The organism is Streptomyces katrae, from assembly GCF_000717655.1.
GTDB classification, from domain to species: Bacteria; Actinomycetota; Actinomycetes; order Streptomycetales; family Streptomycetaceae; genus Streptomyces; species Streptomyces katrae_B.
Map to the genome: position 1 here is coordinate 1 of NZ_JNZY01000001.1, position 15,957 is coordinate 15,957.

13 protein-coding genes and 2 pseudogenes are annotated in these 15,957 nt (G+C 72.7%); 10 read left to right on the forward strand and 5 right to left on the reverse strand.

Annotated elements, in window-relative coordinates; translation table 11 throughout:
• Nucleotides 1–129: 129 nt before the first annotated feature.
• The gene (locus IF09_RS0100005) at nucleotides 130–1,923 is read left to right on the forward strand and encodes a GMC oxidoreductase (RefSeq protein ID WP_037633552.1); all 1,794 of its coding nucleotides are present in this window, start codon (nucleotides 130–132) and stop codon (nucleotides 1,921–1,923) included.
• Nucleotides 1,924–2,090: 167 nt separating this feature from the next.
• Nucleotides 2,091–3,773, forward strand: coding sequence for a hypothetical protein (locus IF09_RS0100010; RefSeq protein WP_030290562.1), 1,683 nt, complete (start codon nucleotides 2,091–2,093; stop codon nucleotides 3,771–3,773).
• Nucleotides 3,774–4,036: 263 nt separating this feature from the next.
• Here the strand turns inward: IF09_RS0100010 and IF09_RS0100015 are convergent.
• A pseudogene (locus tag IF09_RS0100015) lies at nucleotides 4,037–4,333 on the reverse strand (chorismate mutase); the annotation flags it as partial.
• Nucleotides 4,334–4,547: 214 nt separating this feature from the next.
• Here IF09_RS0100015 and IF09_RS0100020 point away from each other — a divergent pair.
• The 5 genes and pseudogenes from IF09_RS0100020 to IF09_RS0100040 all read left to right on the forward strand — a co-directional run.
• Nucleotides 4,548–4,844: pseudogene (locus IF09_RS0100020) on the forward strand (Scr1 family TA system antitoxin-like transcriptional regulator); the annotation flags it as partial.
• Between the two features lie 117 nt (nucleotides 4,845–4,961).
• Nucleotides 4,962–6,554, forward strand: a complete 1,593-nt coding sequence (gene guaA, locus IF09_RS0100025) for a glutamine-hydrolyzing GMP synthase (protein WP_030290568.1) — start codon at nucleotides 4,962–4,964, stop codon at nucleotides 6,552–6,554.
• A 289-nt stretch (nucleotides 6,555–6,843) separates the two neighbouring features.
• On the forward strand, nucleotides 6,844–7,602 hold the full coding sequence (locus IF09_RS0100030; RefSeq protein WP_030290570.1) for a class II aldolase/adducin family protein: 759 nt from the start codon (nucleotides 6,844–6,846) through the stop codon (nucleotides 7,600–7,602).
• A 155-nt stretch (nucleotides 7,603–7,757) separates the two neighbouring features.
• A complete protein-coding gene (locus IF09_RS0100035; protein WP_418953005.1) occupies nucleotides 7,758–9,008 on the forward strand; it encodes a hypothetical protein in 1,251 nt (416 codons plus the stop codon).
• A gap of 18 nt (nucleotides 9,009–9,026) precedes the next feature.
• Nucleotides 9,027–9,539: a DoxX family membrane protein gene (locus IF09_RS0100040; RefSeq protein ID WP_030290574.1), complete on the forward strand. Its 513-nt coding sequence runs from the start codon at nucleotides 9,027–9,029 to the stop codon at nucleotides 9,537–9,539.
• Here IF09_RS0100040 and IF09_RS0100045 read toward each other — a convergent pair.
• Nucleotides 9,485–9,709 (reverse strand): hypothetical protein, encoded by a 225-nt coding sequence (locus IF09_RS0100045; RefSeq protein ID WP_037633556.1) that lies wholly within the window; start codon nucleotides 9,707–9,709, stop codon nucleotides 9,485–9,487. The two genes, IF09_RS0100040 and IF09_RS0100045, sit on opposite strands and share 55 nt — an antisense overlap.
• Nucleotides 9,696–11,018, reverse strand: a complete 1,323-nt coding sequence (locus IF09_RS0100050) for a PspC domain-containing protein (RefSeq protein ID WP_030290578.1) — start codon at nucleotides 11,016–11,018, stop codon at nucleotides 9,696–9,698. The genes IF09_RS0100045 and IF09_RS0100050 overlap by 14 nt, the downstream gene beginning before the upstream one ends.
• Before the next feature lie 131 nt (nucleotides 11,019–11,149).
• On the opposite strand from IF09_RS0100050, the gene IF09_RS0100055 reads away from it, so the two are divergent.
• The 3 genes from IF09_RS0100055 (at nucleotide 11,150) to IF09_RS0100065 (ending at nucleotide 14,354) form a co-directional block, all read left to right on the forward strand.
• Nucleotides 11,150–12,445, forward strand: coding sequence for an ATP-binding protein (locus IF09_RS0100055; protein ID WP_030290580.1), 1,296 nt, complete (start codon nucleotides 11,150–11,152; stop codon nucleotides 12,443–12,445).
• Nucleotides 12,442–13,134, forward strand: coding sequence for a LuxR C-terminal-related transcriptional regulator (locus tag IF09_RS0100060; RefSeq protein WP_030290583.1), 693 nt, complete (start codon nucleotides 12,442–12,444; stop codon nucleotides 13,132–13,134). The genes IF09_RS0100055 and IF09_RS0100060 overlap by 4 nt, the downstream gene beginning before the upstream one ends.
• Before the next feature lie 107 nt (nucleotides 13,135–13,241).
• Nucleotides 13,242–14,354: an alpha/beta hydrolase gene (locus IF09_RS0100065; RefSeq protein ID WP_030290585.1), complete on the forward strand. Its 1,113-nt coding sequence runs from the start codon at nucleotides 13,242–13,244 to the stop codon at nucleotides 14,352–14,354.
• 12 nt (nucleotides 14,355–14,366) lie between these two features.
• Here IF09_RS0100065 and IF09_RS0100070 read toward each other — a convergent pair whose 3' ends face one another.
• Together IF09_RS0100070 and IF09_RS0100075 are read right to left on the reverse strand one after the other, a co-directional pair.
• Nucleotides 14,367–15,407, reverse strand: coding sequence for a C40 family peptidase (locus IF09_RS0100070; protein ID WP_030290589.1), 1,041 nt, complete (start codon nucleotides 15,405–15,407; stop codon nucleotides 14,367–14,369).
• Between the two features lie 136 nt (nucleotides 15,408–15,543).
• On the reverse strand, nucleotides 15,544–15,897 hold the full coding sequence (locus tag IF09_RS0100075) for a hypothetical protein (RefSeq protein WP_030290591.1): 354 nt from the start codon (nucleotides 15,895–15,897) through the stop codon (nucleotides 15,544–15,546).
• Between the last annotated feature and the right edge of the window lie 60 nt (nucleotides 15,898–15,957).

A 15,957-nucleotide genomic window follows, 5' to 3' on the forward strand; every position in this document is an offset into this window, starting at 1 on the left:
CCGCGCAAGTACGTCCAGTACGAGCCGCGGCCCTCCGCCTTGCGATGCACCGCACCGGACGCCGCGCCCCGGCAAACCTTTCCGGCCACAGCACTAGACACGCCAGGACCCAACCGGGAGGCACAAGCAGTGTCGTACGACCACGATTACGACTACGACGTCATCGTCATCGGATCGGGCTTCGGAGGGTCGGTCTCGGCGCTGCGGCTGACCGAGAAGGGGTACCGGGTCGGCGTCCTGGAGGCCGGACGCCGGTTCACCCGCGAGAGCCTGCCCCGCAACAGCTGGGACCTGCGGAACTACCTGTGGGCCCCGGCCCTCGGGCTGTACGGGATCCAGCGCATCCACCTGCTCGGCAACGTGATGGTGCTCGCGGGCGCCGGGGTGGGCGGCGGCTCGCTCAACTACGCCAACACCCTGTACGTGCCGCCCACCGCCTTCTTCGAGGACCGGCAGTGGGCGTCCATCACCGACTGGCGCGAGGAACTCGCCCCGTACTACGACCAGGCCAAGCGGATGCTCGGCGTACGCCTCAACCCCACGCTGACCCCCTCCGACGTCCATCTGAAGGCCGCCGCCGAGAAGATGGGCGTCGGGGACTCCTTCCACATGGCCCCGGTCGGCGTCTTCTTCGGCGACGGCGCGGATGCCGAGGGCGGCTGCGAGGCCCGCCCCGGCCAGGAGGTCCCCGACCCGTACTTCGGCGGCGCCGGCCCCGCCCGCAGGGCCTGCACCGAGTGCGGCGAGTGCATGACCGGCTGCCGCCACGGCGCGAAGAACACCCTGAACGAGAACTACCTCCACCTCGCCGAGCGCGCCGGCGCCGTCATCCACCCGATGACCACCGTCACTGCGCTCGCCGAGCACCCCGACGGCGGCCACCGGATCCGCACCGTCCCCACCGATGCGCGCCGCCGGGGCGCCGCCAAGGAGCTGCGCGCCCGGTACGTCGTCGTCGCGGCGGGCACCTACGGCACCCAGACCCTGCTGCACACCATGAAGGACAACGGGCTGCTCCCGCGGATCTCGGAGCGGCTCGGCGAGCTGACCCGGACCAACTCGGAGGGCCTGGTCGGCGCGCAGACCGACGACCGCCGCTACCGCAGACGGCACGGCGCGGGCCCCGGCAAGGAGCAGCGCGCCGACTTCACCCGGGGCGTGGCGATCACCTCGTCCGTGCACCCCGACGCCGACACCCACATCGAGCCCGTCCGCTACGGCAAGGGCTCCAACGCCATGGGGTTCATGACCGTCCTCCAGGTGCCGTTCAGCAGGCACCGGGTCCGGGCCTGGTTCGCCCGGACCGCGAAGCACCCGGTGCAGCTGGCGCGCTCGCTGTCCAACCGTCGCTGGTCGGAGCGGACGATCATCGGCCTCGTCATGCAGTCGCTGGACAATTCGCTGACGACGTACCGCAAGCCCGGCGGCCTCGGGAAGGGCCTGCTCACCGCCCGCCAGGGGCACGGCGCGCCGAACCCGGTGCAGATCAAGGAGGCCACCGAGGCGGCCACCCTGCTGGCCGAGGAGATCAACGGCTTCCCGGGCAGCAACATCGGCGAGCTGATGGGCACCCCTCTGACCGCGCACTTCCTCGGCGGCTGCCCGATCGGCGCCTCCGCCGAGGAGGGCGTGGTGGACCCGTACCACCGGCTGTACGGGCACCCGGGCATCTCGGTGGTGGACGGCTCGGCGGTCTCCGCGAACCTCGGGGTGAACCCGTCGCTGACGATCACGGCGCAGGCGGAGCGGGCGATGTCGTACTGGCCGAACAAGGGCGAGCAGGACCCGCGACCGGAGCAGGGCGGGGCCTACACCCGGCTGGCGGCGGTGGAACCGGTCCGTCCGGCGGTTCCGAAGGAGGCGTTCGGCGCCTTGCGGCTGCCCTTGCTGCTGCCGGTGCCGGAGGTGCCGAAGAAGGCGTGAGGCACCGTGACACGTGTACGCGGCGGCGGGTTCTGCGCTCCCCCTCCGAGCGCAGAACCCGCCGCCGCGTACCTAAGTGACAGGTGATCAGTCCGGATGGTTGCATGTGATGCCCGTCACGCCGCCAAGCGTGCAACTGTGAGCCGCTCCCGGCGGTCTCGATCTTCATGGACAAGCGCATCTCCCTTTTGGCAGCTACGGGGTTGGCGACGCTGAGCCTCGGCGCGGCCGCCCCCGCGCTCGCCGCGGAACCGGCCTTCCCGCTCGGCGGCCCCTCCGCCCAGGTGCTCCAGCCGTACCCGGATTCGGGCGCCTCGAAGGAGCGGAGCCTTCGCTACGACCTGGCCTACGTGGGCCCCGGCAACAGCTTCCCGGGCGAGTTCACCGTCACCGTCGACCTGACCAAGGTCGCCGGGGTGGCGTCGGTCCGGCTCGACCCGGCCAAGCCCAGGCCGAACTGCACCACGAGCGCCACCGCGATCGTCTGCAGGCAGCAGGGCCTGTCGGTCGGGACCGGCGGGAACGGCAACAGCTTCGACCTGCTCGTCTCCGCCGCCAAGGACAGCAAGAACGGCGCGAGCGGTGAGATCGCCGTCACCGGCAAGGTGACGGGGGCGAGCGTCACGCCCGTCACCACCAAGCTGACCGTCGGCGGCCCCGACCTGTACCTGGGCGAGCTGAAGCCCCGGGCCGACGTGACGGCGGGCGAGCAGCAGGACCTCCCGCTCGCGTTCGCGAACCGGGGCACGCTGCCCGCCAAGTCGGTGGCGCTGGAGCTGGACGCCTCGGCCGGCCTGGAGCCGGCGGAGACGTACGACAACTGCCGGCGGCAGGACCACGGCGGCGGGGGCGCCACCACGGTCTGCCTCGTCGAGGGCGAGTTCCTGCCCGGCGAGTCCTACCAGCTCGCCCCCGACTCCCCGCTGCACCTGAAGACGACCGAGCGGGCCTACCAGGACCGGCTGCGGTACGGGGTCGTCCCCGACCCGGCGCCGGGCAAGGACGCGCCCGAGGGCAAGCCGCCCACCGGCAAGAAGCTGAAGCTGGTCAAGGCGTCGGCCGCGGTTCCGGTCACGGACTCCGACCCGGCCCCGCGGGGCGCCAGGCGCGCAGAGAACACCGACCTCAACCCCGGTGACAACGAGCGCAGCTTCGAGTTCACCGCCAAGGGCGCCCGGGCCGACTTCGAGGCGGTCACCGCCTCGCCCTCCGGCAAGGTGGGCGACACGGTCGTGGCCGACCTCGGTTTCCGCAACAAGGGCCCGGCCGTGATCAGCCACCTGCGCTCGGGTGAGAGCGTGGCCCGTACCGACATCGTGATGCCGGCCGGCGTGCAGGTCACGGACGTGCCCCGGAACTGTCGCGCGGTCAACGTCGACGGGAGCGACCGCGCGGAGCAGCTGGGCGCGCCCCGCTACTTCTGCGACGGCGGACTGTTCGCGGACGTCCCCGGTACGTACGCCGACCGGTTCGCGATGAAGATCGAGAAGGCCGTGGCGAACGCCAAGGGCTCGGTCACCGTCGGAGCGCCGGTCGCGGGCGGTACCAAGCCGCTCGCCTTCGACCCGGTCGCGGGCAACGCGCAGGCCGCGTTCGTGGTCGAGGTCAAGGGCGGCACGAGCCCGAACCCGAGCACCTCGGCCTCCGTCTCGCCGTCGCCGTCCGCGTCCGCGTCCGCCTCGGCCACGCCGACGGCGTCGTCCTCCACCACCGCCGCGGGCGCTACGGGCGGCAACCTGGCCTCGACCGGCAGCTCCGTCGGCCCGGTCGCGCTGGGCGCGCTGGCGGCCGTGGCCGTCGGCGGTGCGCTGTACGTGGGGGTGCGCCGCCGGTCCGGCGGGCACGCGTAGGCGCGGTCGAAGAGACAGAACGGCCGGCCCGGGGCGTCCCCTGGGCCGGCCGTCCTTTTCCGGGGTGACCGGGCTGCTGTCCCCTGCCGTCCGGTCACGCGAAGGAGCGAGGTCCCACGACGCACGTCCCCGACGGGCCGTACGTCTCATCGCTCCGGCGGAGCCACGCGTGGTGCTTGGTCCCGCGCCTGGCTGACGCGGCCATCCACACCAACGAAGCCCTTCAGGGGCCGGTCACGGTCCGGACGAGTGACGAACAGGCGTCAGACGCGGCCGCGGCACAGTTCCAGCAGGGTCATGGCGAGCGTGGTACCGGGCTTCCCGAGGGCATCGCGCCAGTGCTCGAGCACCTCCATCTCGCGCGAGAGGTTCACCCGGCGGCCTCCCGAGGAGATCCGGGCCTCCTGGATGACGGTCGAGACGGCCATCCGCTCCTGGATCAGGCCGATGATCCGGTCGTCGATGGCGTCGATGCGCCGGCGGGACTCGGCGATCAGCTGCGCGGGGGTGGTGGTCACGGTCATGTTCTTACTCCTGGGGGTAGTGCCGGCAGGAGCGGAAACGCCAGAGCGCCCCGGTCCTGTCGGACCGGGGCGCTCTGGGAAGTCAGCGGCTCAAGCGAGCATCACGAGGACCCATGGCGACCGGACCGGCCGGTGCCATAGGTAAAGAGGAAGCTCAGCTGCTTGCGCATGGACTGGATTATGGCCGCCCGCCCCCTCCCGGGCCAACCCGGCCCGGATCGTGAGACGGCCCGGCCGTCCGCGTGACCGGATCTGTCCGCCCGCCGTGCTCGCCGCTCAGCTCGACCGTCTGCTCGGGGTGACCGGGCTCGACACCGTGGAGCTCGGGATCGTCCCCTTCGGGGCGGCGCTGAGGATCCCCCCGGCCACCGGGTTCTGGATGTACGACGACCGGCAGGTCATCGTGGAGACCTGGCACGCCGAGCTGTGGCTGGACGACGCCGACAGTGTCGCCACCCACCTCCGGGTCTGGAACACCCTGCGGGAATCCGCCGTGTACGGGGCCGATGCCCAGCGCGTCATCGGGGAGGCGCGGCGGGCGCTGTGACGGCTGGGTCGCGGGGCGTCACGGTGACGTGGGCCTCGGATGGTGCGACAAACCGGCGGCCTGCGCCACCGGTAGAATCGACAAAACAGCCACCCTCTTCCGCCGGAAGGCCGCCCCGTGCCAGAAGCACCCTCCGCCGCCCACGACAGCGCCCCGGACACGGTTCTCGTCGTCGACTTCGGCGCCCAGTACGCCCAGCTCATCGCCCGCCGCGTCCGCGAGGCACGGGTCTACAGCGAGATCGTGCCCAGCACGATGCCCGTGGCCGAGATGCTGGCCAAGAACCCCAAGGCGATCATCCTCTCCGGCGGCCCGTCCTCCGTGTACGAGGAGGGTGCCCCGCGCCTGGACGAGGCCCGCGCCCTGTTCGAGTCCGGGGTCCCGGTCTTCGGCATGTGCTACGGCTTCCAGCTGATGGCGACCACCCTCGGCGGCACCGTCGACAACACCGGCGCCCGCGAGTACGGCCGTACGCCGCTCGCCGTCTCCAAGGCCGGCTCGACGCTGTTCGAGGGCACCCCCGTGAACCAGTCGGTGTGGATGTCGCACGGCGACGCCTGCTCCGCCGCCCCCGAGGGCTTCACCGTCACCGCGTCGACGAACGTCGTCCCGGTCGCGGCCTTCGAGAACGACGAGAAGCAGCTGTACGGCGTGCAGTACCACCCCGAGGTGATGCACTCCACGCACGGCCAGCAGGTCCTCGAGCACTTCCTCTACCGCGGCGCCGGCCTCGAGCCCACCTGGACCACCGGCAACATCGTCGAGGAGCAGATCGCGGCCATCCGCGAGCAGGTCGGCGACAAGCGCGCCATCTGCGGCCTCTCCGGCGGCGTGGACTCCGCGGTCGCCGCGGCCCTCGTCCAGAAGGCCATCGGCTCCCAGCTGACCTGCGTGTACGTCGACCACGGCCTGATGCGCAAGGGCGAGACCGAGCAGGTCGAGAAGGACTTCGTCGCCGCCACCGGCGTGCAGCTGAAGGTCGTCGACGCGCAGGAGCGCTTCCTGAGCGCGCTCGCCGGCGTCTCCGACCCGGAGACCAAGCGGAAGATCATCGGTCGCGAGTTCATCCGCGTCTTCGAGCAGGCCCAGCTGGAGATCCTCCAGGAGGACGGCCCCGCGGTCGCCTTCCTCGTCCAGGGCACCCTGTACCCCGACGTCGTCGAGTCCGGCGGCGGCACCGGCACCGCGAACATCAAGTCCCACCACAACGTGGGCGGCCTCCCCGACGACATCGAGTTCGAGCTCGTCGAGCCGCTGCGCCAGCTGTTCAAGGACGAGGTCCGGATGGTCGGCCAGGAGCTCGGCCTGCCCGACGAGATCGTCCAGCGCCAGCCCTTCCCGGGCCCCGGCCTTGGCATCCGCATCGTCGGCGAGGTCACCAAGGACCGCCTGGACCTGCTCCGCGAGGCCGACGCCATCGCCCGCCACGAGCTGACCGCGGCCGGCCTGGACCGCGAGATCTGGCAGTCCCCGGTCGTCCTGCTCGCGGACGTCCGCAGCGTCGGCGTCCAGGGCGACGGCCGCACCTACGGCCACCCGATCGTGCTGCGCCCCGTCTCCTCCGAGGACGCGATGACCGCGGACTGGACGCGCATGCCGTACGAGGTGCTCGCGCGGATCTCCACCCGCATCACCAACGAGGTGCCGGACGTGAACCGCGTCGTCCTCGACTGCACGAGCAAGCCCCCGGGCACCATCGAGTGGGAATGATGCCGCAGCCGAGAAGCGGCGTAGTACGCTTCGGTCCTGCTTCGGCAGCGGTCAGGGCTTGGCCGTCATGAGGGGTTTCGACCCCAAGTGAGAAGCCCCCTCGTGCGCGAGGGGGAGGAGTCACCGAGTGGGAGTAGTCTCTTCAACCCCCACACGCCGCGCGCCCCCTGGGCCGCGCGCCCCCGCTGAAGCCGCCGCCCCCGCTGGGGCGGCGGCTTCGCCGTTCCTCTGGCCAGTTGCGTGCCCTGCGGGTACCTTGCGCCGCGAACCGACCGAGGAGGGGACCGTTATGCAGCCGGACCAGCCTGTACCCGTGCCCGTGGAGCGGCTCGGTTTCGACCTGCCGCCCGTGCACGCCACCGTCGAGGCGGCCCGCGCCCACCGCAAGGAGCGGCTGGCCGGGGCGCTGCGGCTGTTCGGGCGGCTCGGGTACGAGGAGGGCGTCGCCGGTCATGCCAGCGCGCGGGACCCGGAGTTCGAGGACTGCTACTGGGTGAACCCCTTCGGGCAGGCCCTGTCCGCACTCACCGCCGACGACCTGCTCCTCGTCGACGGGGACGGGCACGTGCGGCAGGGGGAGCGGCGGGTCAACGGGCTGGCGTTCGCGGTGCACGCGGCCGTGCACCGGGCCCGCCCCGAGGCGGTCGCCGTGGTGCACACGCACGCCCCGTACGGCAGGGCGCTGGCCGCGCTCGGGGACTTGCTCGCCCCGATCAGCGAGGAGGCCTGCGCCTTCTACGAGGACCACGCACTCCTGGACGGGTTCGCCGGGCCGGAGGACTCGGGGCCGATCGCCCGCGCCCTGGGCCCGTACAAGGCGCTGGTCCTGCGCAACCGCGGGCTGCTGACGGTCGGCGCCTCGGTGGACGCGGCGGCCTGGTGGTTCGTCGCGGCGGAGCGCGCGGCGCAGGTGCAGCTGATCGCGCGGGCCGCCGGGAAGCCGGTGCCGATCGACCACCGCAGCGCGGTCGCGGCGCGGGAGCGGTTCGGCACGGATCTCGCCGCCTGGGTCAGCTACCAGCCCCTCTGGCAGACCGTCGCCCCGTGACGCGGGACTGGGCCGGGCGGGTGACGTCAACATCATGAACGGTTAATCACCTGCTCTGACATCGTGCGCAATCCGGAGCACTGCCGCAGTGGTGCACAATTCGCTGGCATCGCACCGTAGTTCAGAGAGGCGGCACGCACGTGGCTGTCCAAGAGATGTCCCGAAGCACCCACGGCGGCACCTGCACCTGCGACGACTGCCCGCACGGCGCTCAGGAGGGGCACCGGCGCGCGGTCGCCGCGTTCACGGAGAAGAGGGACGAGTTCGCCGCGGGCCAGGGCCTGCCGGCGGCGGTGGCCCGGTCCGCCGGGGCGTCCCGGCAGTGGGTCTCCGACGAACTGACCCTGTCGGCCCGTACGGTCGCCGACCGGGGCCGGGAGGCCGGCAACTCCTGGCTGTACCTGTTCTCCCGGCGGGCCGTGCTCGCCGTGTGGATCGCCGCCGGAGTGCTGCTGCTGGTACAGGTCGGCACCGCGGTCGGCACCGGCTGGTCCACGGCGCGTACCGCCGGGCTGCTCGCGGCGGTGGTCCTGGCCGGGCTGCTCACGGTCGCCGCCCGCGCCCAGTCGCTGCGCGGCGGGCTGCTCGCCCCGCTGGTCGGGGAGGACAACCGGCTGTCCACCTCGAAGGCGGTGCCGACCGCGTGGGTGGTGCTGACGGCGTTCGCCGCGCTGCTGCCCGCGCTGCGGCTGGCGGCCTCCTCGCCCGGGCCCGAGCGGCAGGCGCTGTACGCGGGACTGGCGCTGGGCCGGGCGCTGCCGCTGCTGGCGGTGGTCGCGCTGACCTCCGCCGTGGCGGTGCTGGTGCGCCGGGTGGTCACCGTACGGATCATGGGCCAGCGGATGCAGAAGCTGCCGGCGGACCGGCCGCGCGGGGCGGACCTGCTGACGGACGACGCGGGCCACGGTAGCTTCCCGGACGCCCAGTACGTGCTGGTCTCCACGGTCGTGCTGGCCTTCGCGGCGGTCTCGATGGCCCGGTTCCCGGACCGGCTGCCGCGGCTGCCGTGGGCGCTGGCCATGCTGGTTGCCCTGTCGGCGGCGGTGTACCTGGCGGCGAAGTACGCGGAGGTGACCCGTCCGCTGATCCTGTCGGTGGTCCGCAGACGGGAGCCGGGCGACCTCGACGCGGCCATCCGGCCGGGCGACGACATCGAGATCCGCGGCGTGGGCTTCGTGCCGCCGGGGGCGCAGACGCCGCAGATGCTGGCCCGGCTGGTCGTACGGGTCGGGGCGGTGCACGTGCACGTGCCGCTGGTGCCGGTCTCGGGCGGGTTCACCAACCCCTCGGACTCGGTCCTGACGGTGCCGGTCCCGGCGGAAGTGGAACCCGGGCGCATCGAGGTCCAGGTGGTCACGGCCGCCGGAGTGGAATCCAACCGCTGCACCATCGACGTGGCCGAGTGAACGGGGTACACATGGGGCGTGACCCGAACTGATGTCCCTTCCGCCGGCACTTCCGGCCCTTCCGGACTGCGGGAACAGGCTGCCCGGTACGCCCTGCTGCCGCTGCGGATCTTCCTCGGCGTGACCTTCGTCTACGCGGGCCTGGACAAGCTGACCGACTCCGCGTTCCTGTCCGCCGCCGGCCCCGGCTCCATCGGCGAGCAGATGCACGGCGTGCGCGACACCTCCGCGATCCCCGCCCTGGTCGACTGGGCCCTGCTCTCGCCCGTCGGTTTCGCCGTGGTGCTCGCCACCGGGGAACTCCTGGTGGGCCTCGGCGTCCTGGCCGGCCTGCTGACCCGGATCGCGGCCACCGGCGGAGCGCTGATCTCGCTCAGCCTGTGGCTCACGGTGTCCTGGCAGGTGTCCCCGTACTACTACGGCAACGACCTGATCTACCTGATGGCCTGGATCCCGATGATCCTGGCCGGGGCGCCCTACCTGTCGCTGGACTCGGTGATCCGGTCGCGCCGGTCCCGGCGTACGGCGTAGGTCACCGTCCCGACCAGCGCGGCCAGGCAGAGCCCGCCCATGGTCATCGGGATGACCAGGAACCAGGGGAGGTCGGCCTCGCCGGTCGCGTCGAGCAGGTACAGCACGCCCGCGGCCACCAGGACCAGGCCCGCCAGCAGCCGTCCGGGCTGGAACTCATGACGCCGCACGGGCCACCTCCACTTGTCCCACACCCGCGTTCAGGTGCAGCTCGATCGTTCCCCCGGCCTCGGTGCCGGCGGGCGGCCCGAGGGTCGCCTGCTGGGTTTCGCCGCCGCTCTTGATGCGTACGTTCTGACTCGTGTCCCCGGGCAGGCGGATGTCGCCCAGCCTGACCGAGACGTCGGCCCGCGCGGTGACCTCGCGGGGCACGATCACCTTGAGCCGGCCCGCCTCCGCGGTGGCGCGTACGGACAGGGTGGTGCCCTTCGGCACGTCCAGCCGGCTCAGGTCCAGCGTGGCCAGCCCGGTGCCCGCCGTGTACAGGGGTCTGACGTCGGCCACCGCGGCCGGCCGCCATTCCACGGCCTTCCAGTCGGTGCCGATCTCGCGGGGCAGCGCGGAGGCCCCGGCGAGCAGCCCCGTGGTGATCATCGCGAGCAGGACGGTGCCGAAGCCGGTGCGGCCCTTGACCGAGCTGACCGCGAGGCCGAGACCGAAGACCGCAAGGGCCGAGGCGAGCCCGATCTGCAGCGCGTGCGAGAGGGTGCTGCCCTGCCAGACCGAGGCGGTGGCGGCGCCCCCGGCCAGCAGGGCCAGGACGAACACCCGCCCCCCGATGCCGCCGCGCGGGACCCTCGGGGCGGCGGCCCGCCCGGGCCCCGCCGCGCCCTTGCCGCCCGCGGTGGCCGGGACGGCGCCCGCCTCGGCGGAGTCGTCCGGGCCCCACAGGTATCCGGTGGCCCCGACGGGGCCCGTGGTGCCGTCCTTGACCAGCGGGTCCCGCCACCAGGAGGGGGCGCCGGGCACGGGCGGAGCCTGGGTCTCCGGCGGGCCCGGGCGGTGGGCCGCCTGGGGCTCCGCCTCGGGGGCGGCGGTGCTGCGGCGGCGCTGCGACCAGTACGAGGCCCCGCCGAGGGCCAGGATGACCAGCACGGAGAACACGGCCAGTCCGCCGTTGTCCAGCATCGACAGGAACAGCGCGCAGCCGACCAGGGCCGCGAACACCGCGGCCAGGGTGGCGCCCTCGACCCGGCCCGTCAGCAGCTTCTTCGCCTCGCTGTCGTCCTCGCCCTCCACCGGCAGCAGCAGCCAGGCGAAGCCGTAGAAGATCAGGCCGACGCCGCCGGTGACCGCGAGGACGCCGAGGACGATCCGGAAGATCGCCGGGTCCAGGTCGAAGTACCGGCCGAGGCCGCCGCACACGCCCGCGAGGACCTTGTCGCGCTTGCTGCGGCGCAGGGATGGCCGGTCGGCGGCGCCCGGCGGCGGTGCCGCGCCGGCAGCGGCCGGCGACGGCGAGGAGTCGTGCTTGGTCATGGATCCATGGTGACCGGCCGCCGCGCCCCGCGGCACCGGGCCCGACCCTGGCACAACCCTGATATCCCCCCTACAGAACTGGGGGGATGCCCTGATGCCACGCGGGCCGCGCGCGTGTGACCATCAGGAACATGCCCGTCTCCGCCGCCCCCCGTCCCCCGCACGCAGCAGAAGCCGACGAAACGCCGCAGCGCAGGCTCTACCGCAGCGCCGACGGCCGGATGCTCGGCGGTGTCGCGCGCGGTCTCGCCGGGCACCTCGGGCTGCCCGTCATCTGGGTCCGGCTCGCCTTCCTCGGCCTGTTCATGTGGGGCGACGGGCTGGGCGTCCTGCTCTACGCCGCGTTCTGGGTCTTCGTACCGCTGGGCGTCGGCGGCCGCACCGGCCACCGCTCCTTCTTCGAGGCGCTCCCCGACGGCAGCCGGCGCCTGCGCAAGCCCGACAAGGGACAGATCACCGCGCTCATCGCCCTGTGCATCGGCGCCGGGATCTTCATCTCGAAGGTCCAGGCCGGGGGCGCGTCCGGGCGTTACGTCTGGCCGACGCTGCTGGTCGGCGCCGGGGTGGTCCTCGTATGGCGGCAGGCCGACAACGCCCGCCGCGCCCACTGGGGCGCCGCAGGCGGGCGCAATGCCCGCCTCCTGCAGATGGCCCGCGGGTTCGCCGGGGTCGCACTGGTCGGCGTGGGCCTGACCGTCTTCATCGTCGTACGCGGCTCCGCGGCGCAGCTCGGCAACGTCCTGACCGCAGCGCTCGCCGTCCTCGTCGGCATCGCCCTGCTCGCCGGGCCCTGGCTGATCCGGATGACCCAGGACCTCTCCGAGGAGCGCCTGATGCGCATCCGGGCCCAGGAACGCGCCGAGGTCGCCGCCCACGTGCACGACTCGGTGCTGCACACGCTCACCCTGATCCAGCGCAACGCGGAGGACGTGGGCGAGGTGCGGCGGCTCGCCCGCGCCCAGGAGCGGGAGCTGCGGAACTGGCTGTACAAGCCGGAGGGCACCGGCAAGGACGAGGCAGAGGAGCCGGCCACCCTCGCGGAGGCCGTCAAGAAGACGGCCGCCGACGTGGAGGACCACCACGGCGTCCCCATCGAGGTGGTCGTGGTCGGCGACTGCCCGCTGGACGAGAAGCTCGCCGCACAGATCCAGGCCGCGCGCGAGGCGATGGTCAACGCCGCCAAGTACGGTGGCGAGGGAGGGCCGGTGCAGGTGTACGCCGAGGTGGAGGGGCTGACGGTGTTCGTGTCCGTACGGGACCGCGGACCGGGCTTCGACATCGACGCGGTACCGGACGACCGCATGGGCGTACGAGAATCGATCATCGGCCGGATGCAGCGCAACGGCGGGACCGCACGGCTGCGGTCCGCGCCCGACGGCGGCACCGAAGTCGAGCTGGAGATGGAGAGGGCGGCGAACGCAGCATGACCGAAGAGACCGGCAGCGGGGGAGTGGCCAGGAACGTTCGGGTGGTGCTCGTCGACGACCACCGGATGTTCCGTACGGGCGTCCAGGCCGAGATCGGCGAGACCGCCCGGACCGGCGTCGAGGTCGTCGGCGAGGCGGCCGACGTCGACCAGGCCGTCACCGTCATCACCGCCACGCGGCCCGAGGTGGTCCTGCTGGACGTGCACCTGCCCGGCGGCGGCGGGGTCGAGGTGCTGCGGCGCTGCGCCCCGCTGATGTCGGCGGCCGAGGACCCGGTGCGGTTCCTGGCCCTGTCGGTGTCGGACGCGGCCGAGGACGTCATCGGGGTCATCCGGGGCGGCGCGCGCGGGTACGTCACCAAGACGATCACCGGGACGGACCTGGTGGACTCGATCTTCCGGGTGCAGGAGGGGGACGCGGTGTTCTCGCCGCGCCTCGCGGGCTTCGTGCTCGACGCCTTCGCCTCGACGGACGCGCCGCCGGTCGACGAGGACCTGGACCGCCTCACGCAGCGCGAGCGCGAGGTGCTGCGGCTGATCGCGCGCGGGTACGCGTACAAGGAGATCGCCAAGCAGCTCTTCATCTCGGTGAAGACGGTGGAGTCGCACGTCTCGGCGGTGCTCAGGAAGCTCCAGCTGTCCAACCGGCACGAGCTGACCCGCTGGGCGACGGCGCGCCGCCTGGTCTGAGCACGCGCGGGTCTGCGCGCGTGTGACCCACGCCGCCGCGCGTGTGACCCACGCCGCAGGGGGCGGGGGCAACCGCGCGGTGTCACGCGGCCCTCTTGGGTGGCGTGATGAGCTTGACCGGGATCCCCCTCTTCGCGACGGCGATCGCCCTCACGGCGATCGCCGTCGTCCTGCCGCTGGCCGTGTGGAGCAAGGTGCGCGGCCCCGCCGTCGTACGCGTGTCGACCCGCGCCCTGATGGTGCTGTTCGCCCAGGTCACCGCCGTTGCGCTGGTGTTCATCGCGGTGAACCGGCAGGAGACCTTCTACAACTCCTGGAGCGATCTGCTCGGCACCGGCAAGTACGTCACCGCCGCCCCCGACCTGGGCCCGGACGGGCTCGGCGGGAAGAAGGCCACGGAGGTCAAGGCGGAGCCGAAGGTGCTCCAGGAGTTCCAGCCGGTCGACGGCCTCGGCGGCCGGGTCAAGAAGACCGAGCTCAACGGCAAGATCTCCGGGGTCAAGGGCGAGGTCATGGTCTGGCTCCCGCCGCAGTACGACGACCCGGCGTTCAAGAACAAGAAGTTCCCCGTGGTCGAGCTGATCCCGGGCATACCGGGGACGGGCAAGTCCTGGTTCCAGGGGCTCAAGGCGCACGAGGTGCTGGAGCCGCTGATGAAGAGCGGCAAGGTGCAGCCGTTCATCCTGGTCTCGCCGCGCGCCATGCTGCTGGGCAACGGCGACACCGGCTGCGCGAACATCCCCGGCAAGGTCAACGCGGACAGCTGGTTCAGCGTCGACGTCCGCAAGATGGTCGTCGACAACTTCCGGGCGTCGGACGAGGCCCGCACCTGGGGCGTCGCCGGGTACTCGGCGGGCGCGTACTGCGCCGCCAAGCTGGGCATCCTCCACCCCGACCGGTACAGCGCGGCCGTCTCCCTGTCCGGCTACAACGACCCGGGCCAGGAGCCCACCTCGCTGGTCGCCCAGGACCCGGAGATGCGGCGCACCCACAACCTGAAGGCCCTGCTCAAGGCCGCGGCCACGCCGCCGGCCGTCGCGCTGTGGATGTCGGGGGCCGAGCAGGACGGCTACCTGTCCGGGACGGACCTCAAGGCCATCGCACAGAACCCGACCACGGTGCACGCGGAGAAGGTGGTCGGCGGCCACAACCTCGACTCGTGGTCGAAGCAGATCCCGCAGACCTTCGGCTGGCTGAGCACGCAGGTCAAGGCGCCGTAGAGCGGCGCCGGCCTACGCCGGGCGGGAGGCGCCCGCCCAGGGCATGGAGTCGATCGGGGCCACACGGACCGTCGAGCCGGGGCGGGGGGCGTGGATCATCTGGCCGTTGCCGATGTACAGGCCGACGTGGGTGACGCCGGAGTAGAAGAACACCAGGTCGCCGGGGGCCAGCTGGTCGCGCGAGACGCGCTGTCCGGCGTTGATCTGGGTGTACGTGGTGCGGGGGAGGGAGACCCCGGCCGAGCGCCAGGCCGCCTGGGTCAGCCCGGAGCAGTCGAAGGAGCCCGGTCCCGTCGCGCCCCAGACGTACGGCTTGCCGATCGCCCCGTACGCGAACGCCACCGCGCGGGCGGCGCGCGTACCGTCCGCAGGCCCCGGGGGTGTCGTGGCGCGCGGACCGGCCGGGGCCGCGCCGGCCGACTGGGCCTCGTACGCGGCCCGCTCCTCGGCGGTGAGCTTGGCCAGCAGCCGCTTGGCGGCGGCGAGCTTGCCCTCGACGGTGGCCTTGTACCCGGCGAGCTCGCCCTCGCGGTCGCGCAGGTCGGCGAGCCGGCCGGCGGCCTGGTCCCTGAGCTGGCCGACCTCGTCGAGCCGACGCCGTACGGAGGAGATCTCGGCGGCGCTGCGGTCGCCGGTCCGGGTGAGGAACGAGGCCCGGTCCAGGTACTCCTGCGGGTCCGCGGCGAGCGCCAGCTGCATGGCGGGCCCCAGGCCGCCGCTGCGGTACTGGCCGGCGGCCAGGGAGCCGAGCGCCCTGCGGGCCGTGTTGAGCCGGTCGGTCTTGCGGGCGGTCTCGTCGCGCAGCCCGTCGAGCGCGCGCTGCGCCTCGTCGGCCTCCTCCTTCGCCCCGTTGTACCGCTCGGTCGCCGCCTCGGCCTCCTCGTAGAGCCGGTCCACCTCGGCCTTCACCTGGGAGGGCGTCTGCTGGGGGTCGGCCTGCGAGGTGCCTTCGAAGGCGGTGGCGGTGGCAGCGCCCGCGAGGGCGAGCGTGGCGGCGGTCCGTACGGTGCCGCGGGAGAGCGGGCGCTGCCTGGGCTTTCGGTGACTGGCCACGAGGGCCTCACGTCCTTCCTCGCTCGGGAGCTCGGTGCTTGGAGGAGGACGCTAGACCTGAAGGTAACGGCCGGATGACGGGATGATCGCAAGTGCTCTGACGTGATCCGAGGTGACCGGATGTGGCGCTTGCGGATCAGCGCCAGAGGACGGCGATGAAGATATTGACCACGGTCAGTCCGCCGACCGCGCCGAACAGCGCCTTCTCCACCCGCTCCTCGTCCCGCTTCACGTAGACGAGGGCGAGGATCACGAAGAGGACGGCGAGCTTCACGCCGATCTTGATGTTGTTGACGTGGCCGCCGTCCATCTCGCGGAAGCCGACCAGCAGGACGCCTGTGACGAGCATCGTCAGCGCGCCGTGCAGCATCGCGGGCACGAAGCGGGCGGTGCCGGCGCTCATCGCCTTCATCTGGGTCAGGAAGCCGCCCAGGAGGGAGGCGATACCGATGATGTGCAGGCCCACGAAGACATTGATGAGTACGTCCATGGCGCCGAGCGTACGGGGGCTCCCGGCCGGCCCGGGAAGCGGGTCGGCCCGTCCGGGAGG